The organism is Nonomuraea solani (assembly GCF_900108335.1).
GTDB classification, from domain to species: Bacteria; Actinomycetota; Actinomycetes; order Streptosporangiales; family Streptosporangiaceae; genus Nonomuraea; species Nonomuraea solani.
This window is the reverse complement of the sequence record NZ_FNVT01000021.1, coordinates 94,057-116,867: the sequence shown is the minus strand read 5'-3', so window position 1 is coordinate 116,867 and position 22,811 is coordinate 94,057. Positions and strand designations below refer to the sequence as shown.

General features: G+C 72.0%; 17 protein-coding genes. 6 read left to right on the top strand and 11 right to left on the bottom strand.

All coding sequences use genetic code 11. The features are described from left to right. Positions 1–36: 36 nt before the first annotated feature. Both ccrA and C4V41_RS47940 read right to left on the bottom strand, forming a co-directional pair. Positions 37–1,335: a crotonyl-CoA carboxylase/reductase gene (gene ccrA, locus C4V41_RS47945; RefSeq protein WP_103962733.1), complete on the bottom strand. Its 1,299-nt coding sequence runs from the start codon at positions 1,333–1,335 to the stop codon at positions 37–39. Then, positions 1,332–6,803: a type I polyketide synthase gene (locus C4V41_RS47940; RefSeq protein ID WP_103962732.1), complete on the bottom strand. Its 5,472-nt coding sequence runs from the start codon at positions 6,801–6,803 to the stop codon at positions 1,332–1,334. Before C4V41_RS47940 ends, ccrA begins: the two co-directional genes overlap by 4 nt. Positions 6,804–7,022: 219 nt before the next feature. Between C4V41_RS47940 and C4V41_RS47935 the strand changes: the two genes are divergently transcribed. Next, positions 7,023–8,054, top strand: coding sequence for an alpha/beta hydrolase (locus C4V41_RS47935; protein ID WP_103962731.1), 1,032 nt, complete (start codon positions 7,023–7,025; stop codon positions 8,052–8,054). A 53-nt stretch (positions 8,055–8,107) separates the two neighbouring features. Then, entirely contained in the window at positions 8,108–9,769 is a 1,662-nt protein-coding gene (locus tag C4V41_RS47930; RefSeq protein WP_103962730.1) for an alpha-amylase family protein, read from the top strand. Here C4V41_RS47930 and C4V41_RS47925 read toward each other — a convergent pair. Continuing rightward, on the bottom strand, positions 9,756–10,346 hold the full coding sequence (locus tag C4V41_RS47925; RefSeq protein ID WP_103962729.1) for a TetR/AcrR family transcriptional regulator: 591 nt from the start codon (positions 10,344–10,346) through the stop codon (positions 9,756–9,758). The genes C4V41_RS47930 and C4V41_RS47925 overlap by 14 nt on opposite strands. A 64-nt stretch (positions 10,347–10,410) precedes the next feature. On the opposite strand from C4V41_RS47925, the gene C4V41_RS47920 reads away from it, so the two are divergent. Continuing rightward, positions 10,411–11,193, top strand: coding sequence for an alpha/beta fold hydrolase (locus C4V41_RS47920; RefSeq protein WP_103962728.1), 783 nt, complete (start codon positions 10,411–10,413; stop codon positions 11,191–11,193). 11 nt (positions 11,194–11,204) lie between these two features. On the opposite strand, the gene C4V41_RS47915 is transcribed toward C4V41_RS47920, so the two are convergent. The 4 genes from C4V41_RS47915 to C4V41_RS47900 form a co-directional block, all read right to left on the bottom strand. Then, complete coding sequence (locus tag C4V41_RS47915; RefSeq protein ID WP_103962727.1) at positions 11,205–11,945, bottom strand: cytochrome d ubiquinol oxidase subunit II; 741 nt, start codon at positions 11,943–11,945, stop codon at positions 11,205–11,207. A gap of 10 nt (positions 11,946–11,955) precedes the next feature. Further along, a complete protein-coding gene (locus tag C4V41_RS47910; protein ID WP_103962726.1) occupies positions 11,956–13,206 on the bottom strand; it encodes a cytochrome ubiquinol oxidase subunit I in 1,251 nt (416 codons plus the stop codon). Between the two features lie 98 nt (positions 13,207–13,304). Beyond that, a complete protein-coding gene (locus tag C4V41_RS47905) occupies positions 13,305–13,973 on the bottom strand; it encodes a response regulator (RefSeq protein WP_103962725.1) in 669 nt (222 codons plus the stop codon). Beyond that, positions 13,970–15,094 carry a sensor histidine kinase gene (locus C4V41_RS47900; protein ID WP_235030845.1) on the bottom strand — a complete coding sequence of 375 codons (1,125 nt, stop codon included), beginning with the start codon at positions 15,092–15,094 and terminating at the stop codon, positions 13,970–13,972. Before C4V41_RS47900 ends, C4V41_RS47905 begins: the two co-directional genes overlap by 4 nt. Before the next feature lie 69 nt (positions 15,095–15,163). Between C4V41_RS47900 and C4V41_RS47895 the strand changes: the two genes are divergently transcribed. Then, entirely contained in the window at positions 15,164–15,394 is a 231-nt protein-coding gene (locus tag C4V41_RS47895) for a hypothetical protein (RefSeq protein WP_103962724.1), read from the top strand. Positions 15,395–15,412: 18 nt separating this feature from the next. Here the strand turns inward: C4V41_RS47895 and C4V41_RS47890 are convergent, their stop codons facing one another. Beyond that, positions 15,413–16,315, bottom strand: coding sequence for a fatty acid desaturase family protein (locus C4V41_RS47890; RefSeq protein ID WP_103962723.1), 903 nt, complete (start codon positions 16,313–16,315; stop codon positions 15,413–15,415). A 201-nt stretch (positions 16,316–16,516) separates the two neighbouring features. Here C4V41_RS47890 and C4V41_RS47885 point away from each other — a divergent pair, with 201 nt between their 5' ends. Beyond that, positions 16,517–17,401, top strand: a complete 885-nt coding sequence (locus tag C4V41_RS47885; protein WP_103962722.1) for a phosphotransferase enzyme family protein — start codon at positions 16,517–16,519, stop codon at positions 17,399–17,401. Here C4V41_RS47885 and C4V41_RS47880 read toward each other — a convergent pair. From C4V41_RS47880 to C4V41_RS47870, 3 genes are all read right to left on the bottom strand, one after another. Continuing rightward, positions 17,378–20,209, bottom strand: a complete 2,832-nt coding sequence (locus tag C4V41_RS47880; protein ID WP_103962721.1) for a BTAD domain-containing putative transcriptional regulator — start codon at positions 20,207–20,209, stop codon at positions 17,378–17,380. The two genes, C4V41_RS47885 and C4V41_RS47880, sit on opposite strands and share 24 nt — an antisense overlap. 64 nt (positions 20,210–20,273) lie before the next feature. Beyond that, positions 20,274–21,011 carry a hypothetical protein gene (locus C4V41_RS47875; protein WP_103962720.1) on the bottom strand — a complete coding sequence of 246 codons (738 nt, stop codon included), beginning with the start codon at positions 21,009–21,011 and terminating at the stop codon, positions 20,274–20,276. Between the two features lie 45 nt (positions 21,012–21,056). Further along, complete coding sequence (locus C4V41_RS47870; protein WP_103962719.1) at positions 21,057–22,151, bottom strand: FAD-dependent oxidoreductase; 1,095 nt, start codon at positions 22,149–22,151, stop codon at positions 21,057–21,059. Positions 22,152–22,216: 65 nt separating this feature from the next. On the opposite strand from C4V41_RS47870, the gene C4V41_RS47865 reads away from it, so the two are divergent. Beyond that, positions 22,217–22,810, top strand: coding sequence for a TetR/AcrR family transcriptional regulator (locus tag C4V41_RS47865; protein WP_200824744.1), 594 nt, complete (start codon positions 22,217–22,219; stop codon positions 22,808–22,810). The last annotated feature ends 1 nt before the right edge of the window (position 22,811 follow it).

Here is a 22,811-nt window from a genome sequence, read left to right as displayed (position 1 = left end):
AATATCATCGCATCGACCGGGGCCGGGCGCCTGCGGTCATGACGTACGGAACAACCTCAGCCGCTCCTCACCCACCCGCTCGCGCAGCGCGTGATCCTCGACGCCGAGACCCTCCGCCGGGGCCAGGGCCAGCACGCCGACCTTGCCCACGTGCTGGTTGAGCTGCACGGCCCTGGCCGCCCGCGCCGCCTCGGCCAGGGGGTAGACGGACGACAGCGTGGGGTGCACCAGGCCGAGCGAGATGAGCCGGTTGACCTCGTGGCACTCCTGGTAGTTCGCGCCGTGGGAGCCGATGATGCGCTTGAGCTTCATCCACAGGTGGCGGTTGTCGTAGGCGTGGGCGTACCCGGTGGACGACCCGCACGTCACCACCGCGCCGCCGCGCCTGGCGACATAGACGGAGGCCCCGAACGTCTCCCTGCCCGTGTGCTCGAACACGATGGCCGGATCCTCGCCCACCAGCCGCCGCACCTCCGCCCCCAGCCGCCGCCACGCCTTCTCGTCGGTCAGGTCCTCGAACTGCGAGCGGTCCACGACGTGCGGGCAGCCCATCCGGCGCAGCAGCTCGGCCTTCTCCGGCGAGCTCACGACGCCGACGGGGATGCCGCCGCCGTTCTTGACGAGCTGCACGCCGTAGCCGCCGAGGCCGCCCGTCGCGCCCCACAGCAGCACCACGTCGCCCTGCTTCATCCGCGCGCCGCGCTCGCCGACCAGCATCCGGTACGCGGTCGAGGCGCACAACATGTTGCAGGCGGCCTCCTCCCAGCTCAGGTGCCGGGGCTTGGCGAGCAACTGGGTGGCCTTGACGACGGCGTAGTCGGCCAGCCCGCCGAAGTTCGTCTCGAAGCCCCAGGCCCGCAGGTCGGCGGCCAGCATGCCGTCGTGCTGGATGACGGGGTCCTCGCCGTCCACGTACGCGGGGCTGGTGACCACCCGGTCGCCGACGCGCCAGCGGCGTACCGCGCGGCCGGTCCTGACGACCACCCCCGCCGCGTCCGAGCCGAGCACGTGCGTCGGCAGGTCGTGCCGGGGGTCCGTGCGCCCGAACCGCTCCAGGAACGCGAACGTCGGGATCGGCTCGAACATCGCCGACCACACGGTGTTGAAGTTGATCGCGCTCGCCATCACCGCGATCAGCACTTCGTCCTCGCCCAGCTCCGGCATGGGCACCTCGCCGACGTGCAGGGTCCTGCGCACGTCCTTGTCCACGGCGTCCTGCTCGAACGTCCCCACCTCGTCCTTGCGCAGGTGGGCCGCCCGATAGACCGAGGGCACCTCCAGCCGCTCCAGCTCGGCGGGCTCCGCGCCCGCCACCACTGCCTGTGCCAGCGTCATAGCAGTCCCTTCAGATGCTCGGCGATGACCTCGAAGTGCGGGGGATCGAGCAGGTTGAGATGGTGCGACCCGGGAACCTCGACGACCTCCAGCCACGTGCAGTACGGCCCGAACCCGCGCGCCGGATCCCCCTCATGCGCATACCGCTCGTCCCGCACCGCCCACGGCGTGGGTTCCGTGGACCGATAGAGAACGACCCTGCCGTCATAAGGAACGGGCCGATAACTCTCGATGGCCTGGGTGTCCTGAAAAGAGGTGACCTGATGCCGCAAAATGGCCGCCGGCAACGCCTCAAGAGCCCCGGCCTCCTCCATCCGCCGCTGCACGAGCTCCGCCCGAGCCCTTTCGGGCAGGTTGAGCAACTCCTCCGGCTTGAGTCGCACGTTCACGCCATAGGTCGCCCGCAGATATGCCGTGAAATCCACATATCGCTGAACCGCAGCCTCCCGCCGCACCGGCTCGGGCAGCCCCGAGTCGATCATCGCCACGAACTCGACGTCGGGGCCGAGCAGCCGCGCGATCTCAAAGGCCAGAATCCCGCCGAACGACCACCCGCCCACCCGGTACGGCCCCGCGCAGACACCCTTGATCGCCTCGACGTAGCGAGCCGCCCGCTCCGGTATCCCGCCCTCATCCAGCCGCTCAAGCCCGAGCACCGGAACGGGCAACCGATCGGCCAGCAACCCGTAGACGCCGGTGGTCCCGCCGGCGGGATGCGCGAGAAACAGCGGCCTCCCACCGGCGCTCCCGTTCAGCGGCCGGATCATCTCGCCCCCGGCGTCGTCGGCGGCCCGTACGGCGTCCGCGAGGTCCGCCACGCCGACCTGCCCGGCCGGAACGGTCAGTGGGCCGCCGAGTTCGCGGGCGAGCAGGTCGAGGGCTTCCGGCAGCAGATCCGGCGCGACGGGCTCCGCGACGGAGGGCTCACGGCCGAGCAGACCGCCGAGCACCCGCACCACCTGCCGCTCCGCCGCGTCCCTCGCCCCCACAGCCCTGACCTCCGTCGTCCGGGGGGTGACCGCCTGGATGAGGGTGCCCAGGGTGCCGCCCGCGAGCAGCGGTGCCGTGGGGATCGTGACGCCGAAGTCGTGCTCGATCAGCCCGCGCAACCGGGTCGCGGCCAGCGAGTCCAGGCCCAGATCGGTCAGCACCGTCTCCTCGCCCAGCCGTCCCGCCTCCACCCCCAGCACGACCGCCACCCGCCTCTTGACCTCGGCGGGCACATCCCCCGGAGTCCCTTGTCGGACGGGGACGTCGGCGAAGTCGGAGAAATACGGTATGCGGGCTATCGAGGGAAATATCGTGACCGCTCGGCCGACGTCGACCTTGGCCACCCCGGCCGAAAGGTTCCGCTGGATCAGCGCCTCCAGAGCCTCGACGCCCTCCTCGGTGGTCAGCGGGTCCACGGCGGGCAGGGCGGTGGCCGTACCCTCCCATGGACCCCAGCCGATGCTGATCCCCGGCCGCCCTTCCGCTCTGCGTCGCTCGCACAGCGCGTCCAGCCAGGCGTTCGCCGTGGCGTAGGCCGCCTGACCGGGGGAGCCGAGCAGCCCGGCGGCCGACGAGAACGCCACCCACCAGTCCAGATCGAGCTCTTTGGTGACCTCGTGCAGGCGCAGCCCGCCGATGACCTTGGCCGCCCATACCCGCTCGACGCTGCCCGGATCCAGATCGGCGACCAGACGGTCGTCGAGGACACCGGCCGCGTGGATCACCCCCCGCAACCGCATCCCACCGGCGGTCGCCGCCTCCACCAGCCGCTCCGCCGTCCCGGGCGCGGCCAGATCACCCGCCACCACGCCGGGACCGGGGGAGCGGCCGTTCACCACGATCCGGTCTGCACCGCGATCGGCCAGCCATCGGGCGGCGATCCGGCCGAGCCGGCCGTAGCCACCGGTGATCACGTACGCCCCTGGCTCCACCACGGGCCGAGCGACCGAAGCCACGGTCGTGCGGCTCAAGCGGGCCGCGTAGCGGGTTCCGGCGCGCCAGGCCACCTCGTCCTCGGGTGCGTCGAGGGCCAGTTCTCCGGCCAGGTCGCCGAGGTCGTCGAAGTCCACGAGCCGGGCGCGGGCCTCGGGGTGTTCGAGGGCGAGGACTCTGACCAGCCCCCGCAGCGCGGCCGGGCCCGGATCAGGCGCCTCACCGTCCAGGACGGCCTGGGCCCGCTCGGTCGCGATCGTGACCCTGGAACCCCGGGCGACCAGGGCCGCCACCCGCAGCAGGACCCCCTGCGCCGCCATCGGATCGAGGTGACGGGGCGGCAGCACGAGAACCGAGCCCGCCGCGTCGGTCGTGCCGAGCAGGGATTGGAGGCGGGCCGCCCGCGCATCCCCCTCATCGGCAAGGATGAGCCATGCGCGGGGCGGGCCCGCCTCCCGGGGTGGCGCGGGAGTCCAGGTGCGTACGACCAGTTTGGCGTCCAGCCTGGCAGGGGTCGAAGCCGGGTCCAGTTCGGCGATCTCCGTGCCGGAACGGGTCCCGTCCACGGCCACGTGCCGGATCCGCTCCAGCCCGCCGGTCTCCGACACACCAGGGGAGAGCGCGGCCGTGCCGTAGCGGTGCCAGACCCCGGCCGCGTTCTTGGCCGACACCTCGGCGGTGTCGCCGGTCAGGGTGATCGTGACCTGGGCGGGCAGTGGCAGCAGGGCGTGGAGCGTGACGTCGTGCAGCTCGATGTCGCCGGCCACCGACCGGAGCAGCTCGGCCAGGGCCGTCACCCGGAGCACCGGTTCGGGGCCCTCGGCCATGGTCGACCAGGAATGGCCGGCCGGGGTTTCCACGTGGGTCAGGCGCCTTGGCCGGGCCCAGTGCCGGGTGTGGTGCCAGGGGGAGAGGGGGACGTCCACGACGCGCCCATGGGTGCGCGGGGTGACGGCGGTCGCGGCGGCGGCGACCTGAGCGGGGAAGTCGCCGGTGGTGATCAGCGAGCCGGCGGGCAGAATGGCGCGGAGTGCGCCGGTGAGCAGCGGGCGGGGGCTCAGTTCGGTGAAGACCGTGTGCCCGTCCTCGGCCGCCGCCTGGACGGCCTGCATGAGCCGTACGGGACGGCGCACCCCGGCGGCCCAGTACGCGGCCTCGAACACCGGCACCTCACGAGGATCCTCGAACACCCCCGAGTAGTAGGGCACCACCGGCTTCCCCCCGGCCACCGCCCCCAGCTCGTCCCTGAGCACCGGCACCAGCGGCGCCACCTGCGGCGAATGCCCGGCCCCTTCGGCCGTGAGCGTCCTGGCGATCGACCCGCGCGCCGAAACCGAGGCCGCGAACGACGCCACCCGTTCCGCCGGCCCCGTGACCACGCACTGACCGGGCGCGGAGAACACCGCCACGTGCAGGTCCTCGGGCACCTCCGCCGCTCCCACCCCGACGACGGCCATCGCCCCGCCCCCGCCCAGCCCGCCGAGCAGCCGGGCCCGTACGCAGATGACCCGGACGGCGTCCTTCACTGGGAGCCCGCCCGCGACCACGGCCGCCGCCACCTCGCCCATGGAGTGCCCGATCACCGCCGCCGGGGCGAAGCCGTAGGAGCGCCACAGGTCGGCCAGGGCGAGCTGGGCGGCGAAGATGAGCGGCTGGACGGTCGCCACGCCCGACGGGGCCGGGTCGCGCACGTCGATGCCCTCTTCGGCCAGCAGCGGGGCCAGCGCGTCGATGGTGCGGCGGTAGGCGGGTTCGGTGTCGTACAGGTCGAAAATGGGCTGCGGGGTGTAGCCGCCGAAGACCCACACGGGACCTTTGGCGTGCGCCGCGGCGGGTCGCACGTCGCGCAGCCGTGAGGCCAGCTCGTCCGCGTTGCCCGCCACCACGGCCGCCGCCACCCGTCCGCGCCCGGCCCGCCTGGCCAGGGTGTGGGCGACGTCCCCGAGGTCGCCGTCGGGGCGCCAGGCGGCCAGGGTCCTGGCGTGGTGGCGGACGCGTTCGGCGGTGGTGTCGGTGAGCAGGAAGACGTGCGGACCGCCGGCGGGCTCCCGGGGCGCCGCCCGATAGGCGTCCACGACCACGTGGGCGTTCGTGCCGCCGAACCCGAACGCCGACACCCCCGCCCGCGCGTCGGCCCGAGGCCAGGGCCGGGGCGCGGTGACGACCTCCAGTGTGTCCCAGGGGATGTGCGGGTTCGGTTCGCGGAAGTGCAGACTGGCCGGGATCACCCCGTGGTGCAGGGCGAGGACGGTCTTGATGAGCCCGGCCACCCCGGCGGCGGCCTCCAGGTGGCCGAGGTTCGTCTTCACCGAGCCGAGCAGCACCGGGGTGCCGATGGCGGCGGCGATGGCGCGGGCCTCGATCGGGTCCCCGAGGAAGGTCCCCGTCCCGTGGGCCTCGATGTAGTCGGGCCCGCGATCTCCGTACACCTCGCGCAGCAGCGACTCCTGAGCCTCGGGGCTGGGCGCGACCAGGCCGTTCGAGCGGCCGTCCTGGTTGACGGCGGTCGGGCCGATGAGCGCGAGCACCCGGTCGCCGTCCCGTACGGCGTCCGCCAGCCGCTTGAGCACCACCACCCCGCAGCCCTCGGCCCGCACCATCCCGTCCGCCGAGGCGTCGAACGCCTTGCAGCGTCCGTCGGCCGCCGTACCGCCGCCCCGGTCGAAGGCCACGGTGACCACGGGGGACAGCAGCACGTTGACCCCGGCGGCCAGCGCCAGGTCGCACTCGCCCGCCCGCAGGCTGGAGGCCGCCAGGTGGGTGGCGACGAGCGAGGAGGAGCAGGCGGTGTCCACGGCCAGGGAGGGGCCGCGCAGGTCGAGCAGGTACGACAGGCGGTTGGCGGCGATGCTGAGCGCGCCCCCGGTGGCCGTCCAGGCGTCCACGGAGGCGAGGTCGGAGGCGGTCAGGTGGGCGTATTCAGTGCCGGACAGGCCGGTGAACACCCCGGTCCGCGTCCCGGCCAGCGACCTGGGCGCGATGCCGCCGTGTTCGAGCGCCTCCCAGGCCGTCTCCAGGAGCAGCCGCTGCTGCGGGTCCATGGCCGCCGCCTCGCCCGGCGCGATGCCGAAGAACTCCGCGTCGAACCCGGCCACGTCGTCCAGGAACCCGCCGTGCCTGGTCGTGCCCGCCAGCACCGCCCCGGTCCGCGCCGACCCGTCGTCGAACGCCTCCCACCGCCCGTCCGGCACCTCGCCGACCGCGTCGCGCCCCGCCAGCAGCAGCTCCCAGTACGCGGCGGGCCCGTGCGCGCCGGGGAACCGGCAGCCGAGCCCGACCACGGCGACCGGCTCACCGGGGGCGAGCGGGGCGCGTACCGGAACGCCGGGGGAGGACAGCACCCGGGACAGGCGGTTGATCGTCGGGTGCTCCCACACGAGCGTCGGGCTCAGCTCCCGGCCCAGCAGTTCGGCCAGCTCGCCCGCCACGGACACCGCCTCGCGCGAGGAGAGGCCGTACTCGCCGAGCGGCCGGTCGGGGTCCACGTGCGCGCCGAGCCGGTCGAGCAGGAAGCGGCGGATCTCACCTTCGCCGGGTACGTCCATCGGAACACTCCCATGCCTTCGGGGTGATCGGCCAACCTATCCAGGTGTCCGGGGCGAGAGGCAGGCCCGAACGGAACATTCCTCGGGCGCGATTTGTCACGGCGGTGATGATTTATCCGGCACCGCGCAACCGCACGGCGATTTCGTTGCCCGCGCTCATAGCCGCCCCGCCACCGCACCGCCTAGCCTCGCCTGCACCCACGGCGAAGGGTTTCCCTCATGCGCGGCTTGCTGGCTCTGGCGACGACGCTGCTGCTCGTCGCCGGTACGGGCGCCACCCCCGCCCACGCCGACCCCGACTGGTCACTCGCCCCCGACAAGGAGCCCGAACCCAGGGACACCGGTTACCTTCCCTGGCAGCCGGCCCTGCCGGGCACCGCCCGCGTCGTGCGCGAGCGGCAGATCGACGCCCGCACCCTGGACCTGCTCGTCAGCTCACCCTCCGTGGGCCGCCTGCTGCCGGTCCGCCTGCTCCTCCCCAAGGGCTGGTCGAGAAGCGCGAAACGGACGTGGCCGGTGCTCTACCTGCTGCACGGCGGCGCCGACGACTACACCTCGTGGACCCGCATGACCGACATCGAGGCGTACACCGAGGACCTCGACGCCATCGTCGTCATGCCGGAGGCGGGCCGCGCCGGTAACTACTCGAACTGGTACAACGGCGGCAAGGGCGGCCCACCGGCCTGGGCCACGTTCCACACCTACGAGGTGCGCCGCCTGCTGGAGGTCGGCTACCGCGCCGGCACCCGCCGGGCCATCGCGGGCCTGTCGATGGGCGCGTACGGAGCCGTCAAGTACGCCGCCGCCAACCGCGGCATGTTCCGCTTCGCCGGCGCCTACAGCGGCATCCTGGCCACCCGGCTCCCCGGCATCCCCGGGCTCATCATGAACGCCCAGGCCAGCGAGAAACAGGACCCCCTGGCCCTCTGGGGCCACCCCAAGCGCGACAAACGGGTCTGGGCGGCCAACGACCCCATGACCCTCGCCCCGAACCTCAGAGGCGTGCGCCTCTACCTCTCCAGCGGCACCAACAGCTTCCTCGGCGACCTGGACCCGCCCGGCTCCCCGTGGCACCCGGCGCATCTGGGCGAGCCCATCTCCGCCTACACCGGCAAGGCCCTGAGCGCCCGGCTCAAGAGCCTCGGCATCCCGCACACCCTCCACCTGTACGGCAACGGCACCCATACCTGGCCGTACTGGATCCGCGAGTTCAAGCGCTCCTTCCCGATGATCCGCCAAGCACTGGAGTGACCCGCGCCGCTCGGGGTAGCGCATCCCTTTGCCCGAAAAGGGAGGTGCGAGGAGTGCGGCTGACGTATACCTCTGATGTCTGGTGGAAGAACGCGGTCGTCTACTGCCTGGACGTGGAGACGTTCAAGGACGGCAACGACGACGGCGTGGGCGACTTCCGCGGCCTGACGCAGCAGATCGACTATCTCGCGGGACTCGGCGTGACGTGCCTGTGGCTCATGCCGTTCTTCCCGACCCCGAACCGCGACGACGGTTACGACATCACCGACTTTTACACCATCGACCCCCGGCTGGGGACGCTGGGCGACTTCGTGGAGTTCATGCGTACCGCCCACGACCGCGGCCTGCGCGTGATCGCGGACCTGGTCGTCAACCACACCTCCGACCAGCATCCCTGGTTCAAGGAGGCGCGATCGGGCAAGGACTCGCCCCGTCGCGACTGGTACGTCTGGTCCGACACCCCGGAGCCCGACGACCCCAAGCAGATCGTCTTCCCCGACAAAGAGGACAGCATCTGGGAGTACGACGAGGGTTCGGGCCAGTACTACCTGCACAGCTTCTATCGGCACCAGCCCGACCTGAACGTGGGCAACCCCGAGGTCAGGGACGAGATCACGCGCATCCTGGGCTTCTGGATGGAGCTGGGGCTGTCGGGCTTCCGGGTCGACGCCGTGCCGTTCCTGATCGAGAACGTCAACCCGAAGCTGGCCGAGCCGCACGAGTTCCTGGCGGACCTGCGGGCGTTCATGACGCGGCGCATGGGCGGGGCGATCCTGCTCGGCGAGGTCAACGTCCCCTACGAGGAGCTCGTCAAGTTCTTCGGCGACGGGCTGGGCGACCAGATCACCATGTGCTTCGACTTCATCGGCATGCAGAAGGCGTGGCTGTCGATGGCCCGCAACGACGCCACCCCGCTCGCCGACGCCCTGCGCGAGCGCCCGGCGCCGCCCAAGGACTGCCAGTGGGCCGTGTTCCTGCGCAACCACGACGAGCTGACCTTGGACAAGCTCACCGACGAGGAGCGGCAGGAGGTCTTCGACGCGTTCGGGCCGAGCGAGGACATGCAGATCTTCGGCCGCGGGCTGCGCCGCCGCCTGCCGACCATGCTCGGCGGTGACCTGCGCCGGATCAAGATGGCCTACAGCCTGCTGTTCTCGCTGCCGGGCACGCCCGTGATCTTCTATGGCGAGGAGATCGGGATGGGGGAGAACCTGGACGAGGAGGGCCGGATGGCGGTCCGCGTACCGATGCAGTGGACTTCGGACGGGGGCTTCAGCCGGGCCGAGCCGGTACGCGAGATCCCGGAGGGCTCCTTCGCCCCCGACCGCGTGAACGCGGCCGACCAGAAGCGGGACACGCACTCGCTGCTGCGCTGGTTCCAGTTGCTGATCGAGCGTTATCGGGAGTGCCCGGAGCTGGCGTGGGGCGAGTGCACGGTGCTGGACGCCGGGCATCCGGCCGTGCTGGCGCACCGCTGCGACGCCGACGGCGCCACGGTCGTGGTCGCGCACAACCTCTGCGACACCGCGCGGGACGTGGAGCTCACGCTGACCGGGCTGGAGGGCTATCAGCTCACGGACCTGCTGGTGGACGGCGCGGTGGAGGTGCCGGAGAAGGGCACGGTACGGCTGCCGCTGGACCCGCACGGCACCCGCTGGCTACGCGCCTCACCCCCGAAGATCGCCCCGGAGGACGCCTCGGTCAAATCTCACTAGGCCAGGCGGACATGGCGAGGGTGGCCACGCGCAGCAGGTCGGCATGGCAGGCGCCGTCACGCGACTGCGTGGACATGCCCTGGATCACCGCCGCGTAGAACGTGGCCAGCCCCGCCGTGTCCGTGTCCGCCGGCAGCCGCCCGGCCGCCACGTCCCCGTCGATCCGCCGCCTGATCGCCGCCTTGGCCTCCTCCCTGAAACCGCGCAGCAACTCCTCCACCTCAGCCGACTCGGGCCCGCAGTTGACCGCCGCCGTGATGACCAGGCAGCCGGTGGGGTGCTCCGGGCTGGCGTATTCGGCGGCGGCCTCGCGCAGCACCCGCTCGATGGCCCCGCGGCCGGTCGGTTCCTCCGCCAGCGCCCTGGTCGTGAACGCGCCGTAGGTCTCCTGGTAACGCCGGACCGCCTCCTCGAACAGCCGCCGCTTGTCGCCGAATGCCGCGTACAGGCTGGGTGGCCTGATCCCCATCGCGGCCGTGAGCTCGGCGATCGAGGTCGCCTCGTAGCCGTGCCGCCAGAATTCGCGCAGCGCGATCTCCAGCGCCGCCTCCCGGTCGAATGCCCGCTGTCTGGCCATGTGCCCATTCTATAGCGATCGCTATGTTATGTTTTTTAGCGATCGCTATAGAAAGGAGCGCGACATGCCCACGACCCTCCACGGCTCGGGCCCCGTCCACTACCGGAAGGAGGGCGCCGGCCCCGGCCTGGTCATGGTGCACGGCACCGGTGGCGACGCCGTCAGCAACTACGCCCACCTCGTGCCCGGCCTCGCCGACGTCCGCACGGTCATCACCCCCGACTACGCCGGCAGCGGCCTGACCGCCGACCCGGGCGGCGACCTCACCCTCGACCTGCTCGCCGGCCAGGTCGCCGCCGCGTTCGAGGAGCCGTCCGACCTGGTCGGGTTCTCGCTCGGCGCGGCCGTGGCGGCGAAGGTGGCCGCCGAGCGCCCCGAGCTGGTCAGGCGACTGGTGCTGATCGCCGGCTGGACCCACCTGGCGGACTCCCGGCTCGAACTGGGCCTGCGCACCTGGGCCCGGCTCGCCGCGACCGACCCGGAGAGCTTCGCCGCCTACGGGCCGCTCATGGCGTTCGGCCCGGAGTTCGTGAGCGCCGCCGGCGCGGACACGCTGATGGTCGGCGAGCCCCCGAAGGGCACGCTGCGCCAGATCGAGCTGGACCTCCGCGTCGACCTCAGGGAACTGCTCCCGAAGATCACCGCGCCCACGCTGGTCGTCGGCAGCACCCGGGACTACCTGATCCCGGTCGAGCACGCCCGCGCGCTGCACGCGGCGCTGCCCGGCAGTGAGTACGCCGAGCTGGACAGCGGCCACGTGGTCCTGCACGAGCGCCCGGCCGAGATCACGGCACTGATCCGGGACTTCATAGGGGTCCGGGATCTCATCGGGTCCGGGACTTCATAGGATCCGGGACTTCATAGGTAGGAAGGGCCGGTCACCCGGTGCCTGAACGTCCACCACACCAGCCCCTGTGCGGCCACCAGCAGCGGGATCAGGGCCAGGACGACCGGCACCAGCAGCGACCCTGACGTGCCGGGCTCCAGCGGCAGCCGGAGCCCGGCCAGCACCCCGACCACCATCAGCGCCGCCGAGGTCAGCGCGTACGTGCGGGCCTCCCCGGCGCCGCCGGCCAGCACGGCGGCCCGTGAGCGCAACGTCCCGCGCAGCCGCAGCGCCGCGAACGTCAGGCCGTGCGTGAGGAACAGCGCGGCCACGACCAGCGCGGGCAGCAGCGCGAGCGGCCCCTCGATGCCGAGCAGCACGTGGCCGAGCAGCAGCCCCCAGCTCAGTGCCAGCCCCCAGCTCCCGGCCACGATCGCGCCGTCCCAGAGCGCCCGCCAGCGCGGCCCCGGCACGCGCCCGCGCAGCCACAGGCCCATGTCGCGGACCACCCACGCCAGGACCAGGCTCACGACCAGCGAATAGTTGCCGGTCAGCAGGTGCCCCTCCAGCTCGGGGAACAGCCCGGCCAGCACGCCCGCCGTCGCCACCAGCCACACCTCGTTGCCCAGGAAGAAGGGCGCGATCGCGGCGATCACCTCGCGCCGCTCGGCCCCGGAGCGCCCCAGGTACGGCAGTGCCATGCCCACCCCGATGTCGGCCCCGGCCAGCACGAGGTAGCCGAGCGCGAAGAAGGCCAGGATGAAGATCTCCATGAACGGCTCCTCAGAAGGAAGGGACGGGAACGGGGGCCTCGATCGGCCGGTCGCCGAGCGCCACCTCGCCGGGCCCGCGCCGGGCGTGCCGGGCCAGCAGCCAGTAGTTGACGGCGATCAGCACCGCGAACACCGTCACGAACGCGGTCAGCGAGAAGCACATCTCCGCCGCCGAGACCGGTGACATCGCCTCCGACGTCTTGAGCAGCCCGTACACGGCCCAGGGCTGGCGGCCCATCTCCCGGAAGATCCAGCCGGCCAGCATGGTCGCGAACGGCACCGGGATCATCAGCGTCAGCAGCCAGTGCCAGAGCCTGAACCCGCGCACGATCGGCCGGACGAACATCAGCAGCACGCTCACCGCCGAGAAGAACAGCATCAGCGCGAACAGGATCATCATGGTGGTGCCGGCCGTCTGCACCCAGGCCACCGGCGGCAGATAGTCACCGGGCCCGTGCGCGGCCACCATCTGGGCCTGCGCCTCGGCCATCCGCTCCGCCGACCCCGAGTAGGCCGCGACCTTGGTGGGCTGCAGGGTCTCGAACGAGAGCCCGCCGAACGTCGCCGTGAAGATGACGGCCGGCAGCGCCACGCCGAGCCCGATCCGCAGCGACTTGCGGAAGAAGTCCTGCTCAGTGGTGCGCCTGCGCAGGTGGTACGCGCTCACCCCGGCCATGAAGAACCCGCCGACGACCATCGCGCCGCTGATGATGTGCCAGAACGCCACCTGCGCCGCCGGGTTGGCCACCATCGCCCCGAAGTCGGCCAGCCGCAGGTGGCCGCCCTCCAGCACGTGGCCGACCGGGTTCTGCAGGAAACCGTTGGCGACCATGATCCAGAACGCCGACGCGTACGCCGTGAGCGTCACCACCCAGATCAGCGCCAGGTGCACCCACCGGTTCAGCTTGTTCCAGCCGAAGATCCACAGCCCCAGGAAGGTGGACTCGATGAAGAACGCCACCAGCGTCTCGATCGCCAGCGCCGAGCCGAAGACGTTGCCCGCGTACTCGGTCAGCCCGCTCCACGACAGCCCGAGCTGGAACTCCATCACGAGCCCGGTGACGATGCCCATCGCGTAGTTGATGATGTAGAGCTGGCCCCAGAACCGGGTCATCCGCTGGTGCACGGGGTTGCCGCCGAGCGTCGCCCTGGTCTGGATGACGGCCACCAGCGTCGCCAGGCCGAGCGTCAGCGCCACGAACAGGAAGTGCGCGCCCGCGGTGAGCGCGAACTGCAGGCGGGCGAGTTCCACGGTTTCCATGGAACCGAGCCTCCAGGCACGGTTCGGGCCGCCGCGTCATGCCCGGGCGGGCACCTGGCGTACATCCTGGGTGGACAGGGCGGCGCCCGGCGTACGACTCAGGGGGTAAGCCAGCCCGGGGTGATCATGCCGGCCTCGTACGCCATGACCACGAGCTGGGCCCTGTCGCGCACCGACAGCTTGGTCATGATGCGGCTGACGTGCGTCTTCGCCGTGGCGGGGCTCAGCACGAGCCGGGCCGCGATCTCGTCGTTGGACAGGCCCCCGGCCACCAGCGTCATGACCTCCCGCTCGCGCTCGGTCAGCGCGTTGAGCCGCGGGCCCGGGTCGGGGCGCTTGACGCGGCCGGCGAACTCGGCGATCAGCCGCCGGGTGATCGAGGGGGCGATCAGCGCGTCGCCCCTGGCCACGACCCGGACCGCGTGGATCAGCTCGGCCGGCTCGGTGTCCTTGACCAGGAAGCCGCCGGCGCCGGCCCGCAGCGCGCCGTAGATGTAGTCGTCGAGGTCGAACGTGGTCAGGATGATCACCTTGACGCCGTCGAGCGCGGAGTCGCGGGCGATGCGCCCGGTGGCCTCCAGGCCGTCGAGCTCGGGCATGCGGATGTCCATGAGCACGACGTCGGGCCGGTGCTCGCGGGCCAGCGACACGGCCTGCACGCCGTTGGCGGCCTCCGCCACCACCTCGATGTCGTCCTCGTCGCTGAGGATGGATCGGAACCCGGCGCGCACCAGGGTCTGGTCGTCGGCGAGCAGGACGCGGATCATCGAGTTCCCTTCAGAGGCAGGCGGGCGACGACACGGAAGCCGCCCTCGGGGCGCGGGCCCGCCTCCAGGGTGCCGCCGAGCGCGGTGGCCCGCTCGCGCATGCCCTGCAGGCCGAAGCCGCTGCCTCCGTCGTACGTGGTGCCGGGGCCGTCGTCGGCGACCCGGATGACGAGGTCGTCGGCGGTGTTGGTGATCGCCAGCGTGGCCTCGGCCGAGCCCGAGTGACGGGAGACGTTCGTCAGCGCTTCCCTGACGATGCGGGCGGCGGCCAGGTCGACCTCGGTCGGCAGCGCGTCCAGCGGCCCCGACAGCTCGGTGCGCACCTCCAGCCCCGACGCCGCGACCAGCGCGCCCACCCGGGCCAGGCTGTCGGCGGGCGCGGTCGGCGCGTCCTCGTCGACCTGGCGCAGCACGCCCAGCGTGGTCCGCAGCTCGCGCAGTGTCTCCTTGCTGGTGTCCTTGATGGTCCGCAGCGCCGCCTCGGCGTCTTCCGGCCGCTTCTTCAGCCCGTGCAGCGCCGCCGACGCCTGCACGTTGATCATGGAGATGTTGTGCCCGAGCACGTCGTGCAGCTCTCTGGCGATGCGCAGCCGCTCTTCGCTGGCCCGCCGCCTGGCCTCTTCCTCCTGGTTGCGCAGCGCGTCGAGCGCGTGCTGCCGGGCTTCATGGAGATAGGCGCGGCGGTTGCGGGCGACGCCGCCGAACGCGATGGACGCGACGATCCAGCCCGCGATCGTGATGAACACGCTGTCTTCCACGTGCCTGACCCCGCCGGTCTCGCCGAGCCCCATGGCCAGCAGCGAGGCCGACGCCGTGGCGATGGCCGCGGTGAGGTGCCCCCGGTCGGCGGCGGTGTAGAAGACCAGGAACGTCAGGACGATGAGCGGCCCGTCGAGCCTGGCCCACGGGTAGTAGCCGGCGACCGACATGGCGACCACGATCAGCGCCACGACCGGAAAGCGCTCGCGCAGCAGCAGCGCGCCGGAGGCGATGACCGGCAGCACGAAGTCGAGCGCGTTGGTCTGGCGGGTGCCGCCGAAGAAGTAGGCGAGCACGGTGCCGGACAGCACGAGCACGATCGTCACGACGGACACGATCGTGCTCGTCGAGGGCCTGCGCATGCCCCCCATTCTGTACGTCCGCGCACCCGGCGGGGTAATCGGCGGAGCACATCTGGGTAGAGCCCGTCCATGAGCATTAAGGATGAGCTCCAGGACGTCGAGGCGGACCTGACCCGGCTACGGGCCGAGGAGCGCGAGACGCGCCAGCAGATCGGCGAGATGGGCGCGACCGATCAGGTCGAGATCTCGGCGATGATCAGTCAGGCGGACGAGACGGTCCAGCTGATCGCCGGCCTCGAACGTCACCGTGACCGGCTGCTCGAACAGCTTGAGGGGGAGAAGGGCAAGGGCGCCCCGTGACAGGGCGCCCGCGGGGGTTCAGCGCAGGGCGGCACCCACGTCGTGGAGGTGCCGGAGCGCCTGGCCGTACGACTCGACCAGGCCGGTCTGCAGATAGTCGACGTTGATCTCGGCGCAGTAGCGCTCGACGATCGGCTGGGCCTTGCGCAGGTTCGGCGCCGGCATGTGGGGGAACAGGTGGTGCTCGATCTGGTAGTTGAGCTGGCCGAGCGCCACGTCGGTGAACCAGCCGCCGCGTACGTTGCGCGAGGTCAGCACCTGCTTGCGGAGAAAGTCGAGCTTGTCCTCCTTGGTCAGTACGGGCATGCCCTTGTGGTTGGGCGCGAACGTACAGCCGAGGTAGAGGCCGAACAGCCCCTGGTGCACGACCAGGAACAGCAGCGCCTTGCCGACCGGCAACATGGTGAAGACCAGGCCGAGGTAGAGGACGACGTGCGTGATGAGCAGGGTCAGCTCCACGTAGCGCCGCTTGGCCGCGGGCTCGAACAGCGCCTTGAAGCTGGCGATGTGGAGGTGCCACGCTTCGAGGGTGAGCAGCGGAAAGAACCAGAACGCCTGATATTTGGCGAAAAATCGTGGGATACCGGTGCTTTTTTCGACCTGATCTTCGGACCAGACGATCACCGCCGGTGAGACGTCGGGGTCGTGGTCCTCGTGGTTGGGGTTGGCGTGGTGGCGGTTGTGCTTGGTGTTCCACCAGCCCCAGCCGAGGCCCACGCCGAGGTTGCCGATGATCAGGCCGGCGATGTCGCTGGGCCGCCGCGTCCTGAAGACCTGACGGTGCCCGAGGTCGTGGGCGAGGAACCCGAGCTGCGTGAACAGCACGGCCATCGCGACCGCGACGAGCAGTTGCCACCAGGAGTCGCCGACCCAGACGAACGCCGCCCAGCAACCGGCGTAGGCCACGGCGGCGATGATCATTCTCACGGCGTAATAAAAGGGACGCCGGTCGAGAAGACCGGCGTCGGAGATGCGACGGGCTAGTCGGGCGAAGTCGCTGCCTCGAGTATCGATCGTGCCGGGACTGGCCACAGGTCTCCTTACCTCACGGTTGCAAGTTGCCCCCACCTTGGCGCATGCGCCGCCAAACCGGAAGCACGATCTCGACCGTACGCTGGACGGATGCTCTACGTCGAGACGCCCCTGACCCCTGAGATCCGTGCCGCGGCGACCCTGGCCTGGGGCGTCACGGGCGAAGCCGAACGCCTGCACGGGGGCGAGGAGTCCGCGGCCCACCGTCTCGGCGATCACGTCATCCGTGTCGGCCCGGCGTGGCGCGCCGCCGCCGAATCCGAGTGGTGCCACGCGATCGCCCGGCACGCCGCCGCCACCCTCCCGGAGGCCGTCGCGCCCCTGCCGGCTCCCGACGGGACGACGGTCATCATGGTGGCCGGCCGGCCGATCTCCTGCTGGCCGTACGTGACGGGCTCCTGGCCCGACTCCGGCGTCCCCGCGCAGCGTGTGGCGGGCGCCCGGCTGCTGGCCAGGCTGCACGAATCCCTGGCCGACTGCCGCCCGGGACCACGCCCCGCACCCGCCTTCCAGGAGTCCGGCCTGTACGGCGACCCGCCGCCGGACGCCGCCGGGCTCGACGACCCCGCGCTCGACCGCTGGCTGGCCGCCTTCCATGTCACACATCCGCTACGCCATCCCCTGCACGGTGATTTCTACACCGGCAACACCCTGGCCAGGGACGACGAGATCGTGGCGGTGCTCGACTGGGACGAGACCTTCGTCGGCGCCCCCGAGCTCGAACTGGCCGCCGCCGCCCTCGAATGGGGCGACGACGTCAACGGGCCGAGCGAGGAGTTCGTGGCCGCCTATCACGAGGCCGGCGGCACGGCGGCGCGCCTCGACGAGGAGTCGCTGGCCCAGCTCGTACGGCACAAGCTGCGCAGGGAGTACGCCTACTTCCACAAGGCCGTGGCCGCGGGAGTGGCCCACGACGCGGAGGACCTCGAATACCACCACACCCGGGTCGCCCTATTTCACCAGCTGCGCCCCTGACCTCTCGGGATTCGGCAGCGCCGCGCCCCTGGCCAGCGCCTGACGGAAGCCGTCCGCACCCAGCGCGGCCGCACACCGCGCCGCCAGCGCGCCGACGTGGGGATCGGCCGACTCGGCGATCCCGCGCAGCGCCCGCGCGGCCCCGAGCAGCTCGGCCGCCCGCGCCGGCTCCAGGTGCTCGGCCACGCCCTCCAGCACGGCCGCCCGCGCGGTCCTGTCGGAGCAGCCGTCCATCAGCTCCAGCGCCAGGCGCAGCGGCCCGGCCGGGTCGGGGGTCACCCGGGCCAGCTCGACGTTCATGAACGCCCGGAACTGCGCGGGGCTCTCGACGTCGAGCGTCAGCGCCTCCTTCAGCAGGCGGGCCGCCGCGCCCGGGTCACCGGTGCGCCGGGCCAGCTCGGCCCGGCCGTGCAGGACCCGGGCGATCAGCTCCAGGTCCTCCGAGCGCTCCGCCGCCTCCCACGCCCGCTCCAGCGCCGCCGCGGCGCCCGCGTGGTCGCCGGCCCGCGCCTTGAGCTGCCCGAGGCGCAGCAGGAAGCTCATCGGCCCCATGGAGGCGCCGAGCCCGGCCAGCTCGGCGGCGAGCCGCTCCGGCTCCTCGGCCAGTGTCACGGCCGCCGCGAAGTCGCCCCGGTTCTCGGCCACCAGCGACAGCCAGTAGAGCGCCGCCCACTGCCCCCACCGGTCACCGAGGGCCCGGAACCCGGCCAGCGCCGGCTCCAGCAGATCCTCGGCCCCCGCCACGGCCCCGTACTCGAACCGCACGATCCCCCCGACCACCAGCGCCGACGACCTGGTCCAGAGGTCGGGATGGTCGCGCAGCCGCGCCACGCCCCGCTCCGCCCTGGCCGCCACGTCGCCGGACGGCGCCATCAGCCAGGCGTACATCGCGGCCAGATGGTCGGACTCCAGCACCGCCTCGGTGGGCTCACCTCCGGACATCACCACGCACAGCCCGTGCGCCAGCTCCCGCCCCCGCGGCGCCACCGGGCCGACCCTGGCCAGCACCGCCGCGGCCTGCGCGGCCATCTCCCGCTGCCGCCCGCGCATGATCCAGGGCAGGAGGCGCGCCAGCATGAGCCGGAGCGGGTCGTCGGAGTGCCGCAGCGCCGTGTCCAGGTTCCCCCGCTCGGCGTCCAGCACCGCCAGCCGGCCGAGCTGCGCGCCCGTCCGCAGGTACGGCTCCGCCTCCTCGGCCAGCTCCGTGTAGTAACGGGCGTGGGCCTGGCGCAGCTCGGGGAGGTCGGCGGCGGCGTACTGCCTGATCGTCTCCAGCATCGTGTAGCGGTCACCGGCGACCGAGATGAGCGACTTGTCCACCAGCGAGGAGAGCGACTCCGGGTCGCCGCCGCACACCCGCGCGATGGCGTCGTACGTGGCGCCGCCGGAGAAGACCGTCAGGCCGCGCAGCAGCTCGCGCTCGCGTTCCGACAGCAGGTTCCAGCTCCAGTCGATGACGGCGCGCAGCGTGCGGTGGCGCGGCTCGGCCGTACGGCCGCCACGGAAGGCCAGGCGGTCGCCGAGCTGCTCGACCAGCACGGACACCGGCATCGTACGCAGCCGCGCCGCCGCCAGCTCGATGGCCAGCGGGATCCCGTCGAGCTCCCGGCAGATGCGCGCCTGCTGCGCGGGATCGACGACCAGGTCAGGGCGCGCGGCGGCGGCCCGGTCGCCGAACAGCTCGGTGGCCGGTCCTTCCGGCAGCGGAAGCACCTGGTGCAGGCGTTCGCCGGGGATGTCGAGCGGCTCCCTGCTGGTGGCCATGATCCGCAGCCCCGGCACCTCGGCCAGCAGCCACGCCGCCACCCGGGCGGCCTCCTCGATCACGTGCTCGCAGTTGTCCAGCACGATCAGGGGCGCGGTGCCGCGCAGCGCGCGTACCAGGTCGGTGACCTTGAGCACCCCCTCCACCGCCGCCTGGACCCCGGCGGCGGAGGCCAGCTCGACCAGCCACACACCGTCGGGCACGTCGAGCTCCGCCGCCACCTCCACCGCCAGCCGCGTCTTCCCGGCCCCGCCGGGCCCGGCCAGCGTCACCAGCCTGGCCTCTTCGAGGAGGTGCCGGAGGCGGGAGACGTCCTCTTCGCGCCCCACGAACCTGGTCAGCCGCGCGGGCAGATTGCTCTTCCGTACGGGCTCCGCGTCGCGCAGCGCCGCCAGGTGCGCCTCCCGCAGCTCGGGCCCCGGATCGACGCCCAGCTCCGACGCCAGATCCGTCCTGATCCCCTCGAAGACCGTCAGCGCCTCCGCCCGCCGCCCCCTGGCGACCAGAGCTCGCATGAGCAGCGCGTGGAACGGCTCCCGCAGCCGGTGCACGGCCACCAGCTCCTCCAGCTCCGCCACCAGACCCTGCTCGGGGCCCTGATCGAGGTCGGCCGCTATGCGTTCGGCCAGCGTGGTGAGGCGCAGCTCCTCAAGGCGGGCGGCGGGCCCGGTGGCGAAGGGCAGCTCGGCCGCGTCCGCCAGGGCCGCGCCCCGCCAGAGCGCCAGCGCCGCCCGCGCGTCGCCGTCTCGCGCCAGCCGTTCGAACCGCTGCGCGTCCACCTCCGACGGCGCCACGTCGAGCAGGTAACCGGCGGGATGGGAGGAGATCAGGCCGGGCGCCTCCCTGCGCGCCCTGGACACCAGCGACTGCAGCGCCGCCGTGGGATGCGCGGGCGTCTCACCGGGCCACAGGTCCTCGATCAGGCGATCGGCGGTCACCACCCGGCCGGGGTCGAGCGCGAGCCGTACGAGCAGGGCCCGCACCCGAGCCCCGCCGACCTCGCCACCGGCCACCCGCAGCGGCCCCAGAATCCCGACCCGCATCCACCCTCCACACCCGCGAAGCCGAGTCCACAGTACGCACTGCTTGCCCCGCCCCGATCGGAGGTCAGAGGTTGAGCCGTTCCTGCAGCAGCTCGACCGGCAGGTGCGGCACCATGGCCTCGCCGAACTCGGGCAGTCCCACGACCAGCCCGTCGTCCGTCGCCCGCAGCCCCGCCACCACCGAGTGCTGCCTGATCTGCCGTGGCTCGATGTTGTAGAAGTCGCCCCTGCCGTAGTCGATCCGTACGCTGGCCAGCGACGGCCGCGCGCTGGCCAGGCAGGCCCCCATCGGCAGCCCCAGCTCGGTGGGCGAAGTCAGCGTGTGAGCGTTGCCCGCCACGACGAGCATGGGCTCGCCGGCCGCCGCCAGCACCCGCTCCGCCATCAGGGCGTCCCGCTGCGACCAGTCGCCGGTGTTCATTCCCCCGTCGAACAGCGTGACCGTCAGCCCCGGAATCGCGCGCAGCATCGCGAAGTGCCCCGCCGTGACGCGCCCGTCGCCGAGCCACCACAGCGGATGGTCGAGCCCCGTTCCGTCGGTCAGGTAGCGGTCGAGCTGCGGTTTCAGGTTCTCCGACCATTCGAGGGCCAGGTGGGTCAGCCCGAGGAGGCGCATGAGCCCGAGGATGACGAGCGGGTTCTCCTTGACCCCGTGGATCTCGCCGAGCAGCAGCAGCCCCGACTCCTCGATCGACCCTCTGGCCCGGTCGAGGGCGGCCGCCTCCACCGGCAACTCGTATCCGTCCGTATCGAACTCTTCGACGGCCTGGAGCAGGCCGTCCAGCGTGTCGATGCCTGGCATGACTCCACCCTCTTCGTCCTGATCCTCCCGCGCAACAGGGCTTGGTCAGGAGAACACCTTGGCCTTCAGCCGGGGGAGGCGCTGGACCACGCGCAGGAAGGTCTTGAACCCCGCCCGCGCCACCCGGCTGTTTCCCACGAACTGCTCGGCCAGGCGATGCGAGCCGCGTACGGCGGCGAAGCCGTACTCGCGCATCTGGGCCTCGTAGCTCGCGATGGCCTGCACCGGATCGCCGCCGCCGGTGAGGGCGGCGCGGAGGAGGCGGGCGTCGCGCAGCGCGGTGTTCGCGCCGATGCCGCCCATCGGGGTCATGCTGTGGATGGCGTCGCCGAGCAGGGTGATGTTCGTGGCCGGCCAGGGGTCGATCGGGATCGAGGTACGGATGGGCAGCAGGCTGACCGTGTCCGGGTGCGAACGGTCGATCAGCGTCCGCAGGCCGGGGTGCCAGGTGCTGACCATGCGCGCCACGGTGGCCTTGAGCTGCTCACCCGACATTTCCGAAATATCACTCGGAAACCGCCCCGCAGCCGCGCCGAGCGCCCACAACACATAGCTGCTGGTGTTGTCCATGAGCGCCCCTTCCTGCTCCGTCACCCCGATCCCACCGTTCGCCGTTGGTTCGCTCAGGTCGTGCGGCGCGCGCACCCGCGAGTTCCCGCCGTCCGCGGCGACCACGATCCCGGCCGTCGCGCTTGTCCCGTCGGCGAAGAACAGTTCGACCCGCCCGTCGGGCAGCCGTTCATACCGCTCGTACGTCTTCCCGAACCGTACGGTGTCCCCGAGCCCGGACAGCAGCACCTGCCGGAGCATGATGCGGCTGACCGAGTGATGGTCGTCGGCGGGGTCGGCCACCTTGGGCGTGTCGATCACGGCGAGCAGCCGCAACCGCTCGGTCAGGAAGGCGAAGTCCTGGTCGCCCCGCCCGGTGGTGTCCAGGAAGGCCCGCCACAGGTGCGCGGGCAGGCAGTCGTGCAGCGCGCGGGCGCCGTGCGGATCGATGTGCACGCGGTAGCCCTGCAGCCGGTCGGCCGGGGTCACGTCCCGCTCGTAGACGGTCACGTCGAGGCCCGCCTCGCGCAGCCCCTGGGCCAGGCAGAGCCCGCCGATCCCGCCACCGATGATCGCGATGTCCTGTGTCATGTCTCCGACTATCAACCGTATGGATGATTCTGTCAACCATCCGTATGGATGATAAGGTTCGGCCCATGAGACGAGCACCGGAGGAGAAGCAGCGCGACCCGGAGCGCACGAAGGCCCGCATTCTGCAGGCGGCGTTGGAGGAGTTCGCGGCCAAGGGATTCGCCGGCGCGCGGGTCGGTGAGATCGCCGCCAGGGCCGGGGTGAACAAGCAGCTCATCTCTTACTATTTCGGTGGCAAAGAGGGCCTTTTCCAGGCGCTGACCACCCGCTGGCAGGCCGAGGAGAGCACCTTCGCCGACCCCTCGGCCTCGCTCGGCGACCTGGCCGCCACCTACGTGCGCGCCAACGTCTCACACCGCGACTTCGGCCGGCTCCTGCTCTGGCAGGGCCTCACCGACGAGGGGCCGGCCGACCCGGCGTTCGTGGCGGACGTGCGCCGCGACCTCGAACACCTGCGGCGACGTCAGGAGGCGGGCGAGTTCCCCGCCGACCTCGACCCGGGCGCGGTCCTGGTGGCGCTGTTCTCCTTGACAGCGGCGGGCATCGCCTACCCCCAGCTCATCCGAGCCGTCTGGGGCCAGGACGCGGCCTCACCGGAGTTCGGCGAGCACTACGCCCGCGAAATCAAGAAACTGGTCGACCACCTACGCGGCTCGTAGG

What these genes read in the sequence shown, in the direction of transcription:
- ccrA (WP_103962733.1), bottom strand. Translation starts at nt 1,335, where the DNA reads ATGACGCTGGCACAGGCAGTGGTGGCGGGCGCGGAGCCCGCCGAGCTG.
- C4V41_RS47940 (WP_103962732.1), bottom strand. Translation starts at nt 6,803, where the DNA reads ATGGACGTACCCGGCGAAGGTGAGATCCGCCGCTTCCTGCTCGACCGG.
- C4V41_RS47935 (WP_103962731.1), top strand. Translation starts at nt 7,023, where the DNA reads ATGCGCGGCTTGCTGGCTCTGGCGACGACGCTGCTGCTCGTCGCCGGT.
- C4V41_RS47925 (WP_103962729.1), bottom strand. Translation starts at nt 10,346, where the DNA reads ATGGCCAGACAGCGGGCATTCGACCGGGAGGCGGCGCTGGAGATCGCG.
- C4V41_RS47920 (WP_103962728.1), top strand. Translation starts at nt 10,411, where the DNA reads ATGCCCACGACCCTCCACGGCTCGGGCCCCGTCCACTACCGGAAGGAG.
- C4V41_RS47915 (WP_103962727.1), bottom strand. Translation starts at nt 11,945, where the DNA reads ATGGAGATCTTCATCCTGGCCTTCTTCGCGCTCGGCTACCTCGTGCTG.
- C4V41_RS47910 (WP_103962726.1), bottom strand. Translation starts at nt 13,206, where the DNA reads ATGGAAACCGTGGAACTCGCCCGCCTGCAGTTCGCGCTCACCGCGGGC.
- C4V41_RS47905 (WP_103962725.1), bottom strand. Translation starts at nt 13,973, where the DNA reads ATGATCCGCGTCCTGCTCGCCGACGACCAGACCCTGGTGCGCGCCGGG.
- C4V41_RS47900 (WP_235030845.1), bottom strand. Translation starts at nt 15,094, where the DNA reads ATGCGCAGGCCCTCGACGAGCACGATCGTGTCCGTCGTGACGATCGTG.
- C4V41_RS47895 (WP_103962724.1), top strand. Translation starts at nt 15,164, where the DNA reads ATGAGCATTAAGGATGAGCTCCAGGACGTCGAGGCGGACCTGACCCGG.
- C4V41_RS47890 (WP_103962723.1), bottom strand. Translation starts at nt 16,315, where the DNA reads ATGATCATCGCCGCCGTGGCCTACGCCGGTTGCTGGGCGGCGTTCGTC.
- C4V41_RS47885 (WP_103962722.1), top strand. Translation starts at nt 16,517, where the DNA reads ATGCTCTACGTCGAGACGCCCCTGACCCCTGAGATCCGTGCCGCGGCG.
- C4V41_RS47880 (WP_103962721.1), bottom strand. Translation starts at nt 20,209, where the DNA reads ATGCGGGTCGGGATTCTGGGGCCGCTGCGGGTGGCCGGTGGCGAGGTC.
- C4V41_RS47875 (WP_103962720.1), bottom strand. Translation starts at nt 21,011, where the DNA reads ATGCCAGGCATCGACACGCTGGACGGCCTGCTCCAGGCCGTCGAAGAG.
- C4V41_RS47870 (WP_103962719.1), bottom strand. Translation starts at nt 22,151, where the DNA reads ATGACACAGGACATCGCGATCATCGGTGGCGGGATCGGCGGGCTCTGC.
- C4V41_RS47865 (WP_200824744.1), top strand. Translation starts at nt 22,217, where the DNA reads ATGAGACGAGCACCGGAGGAGAAGCAGCGCGACCCGGAGCGCACGAAG.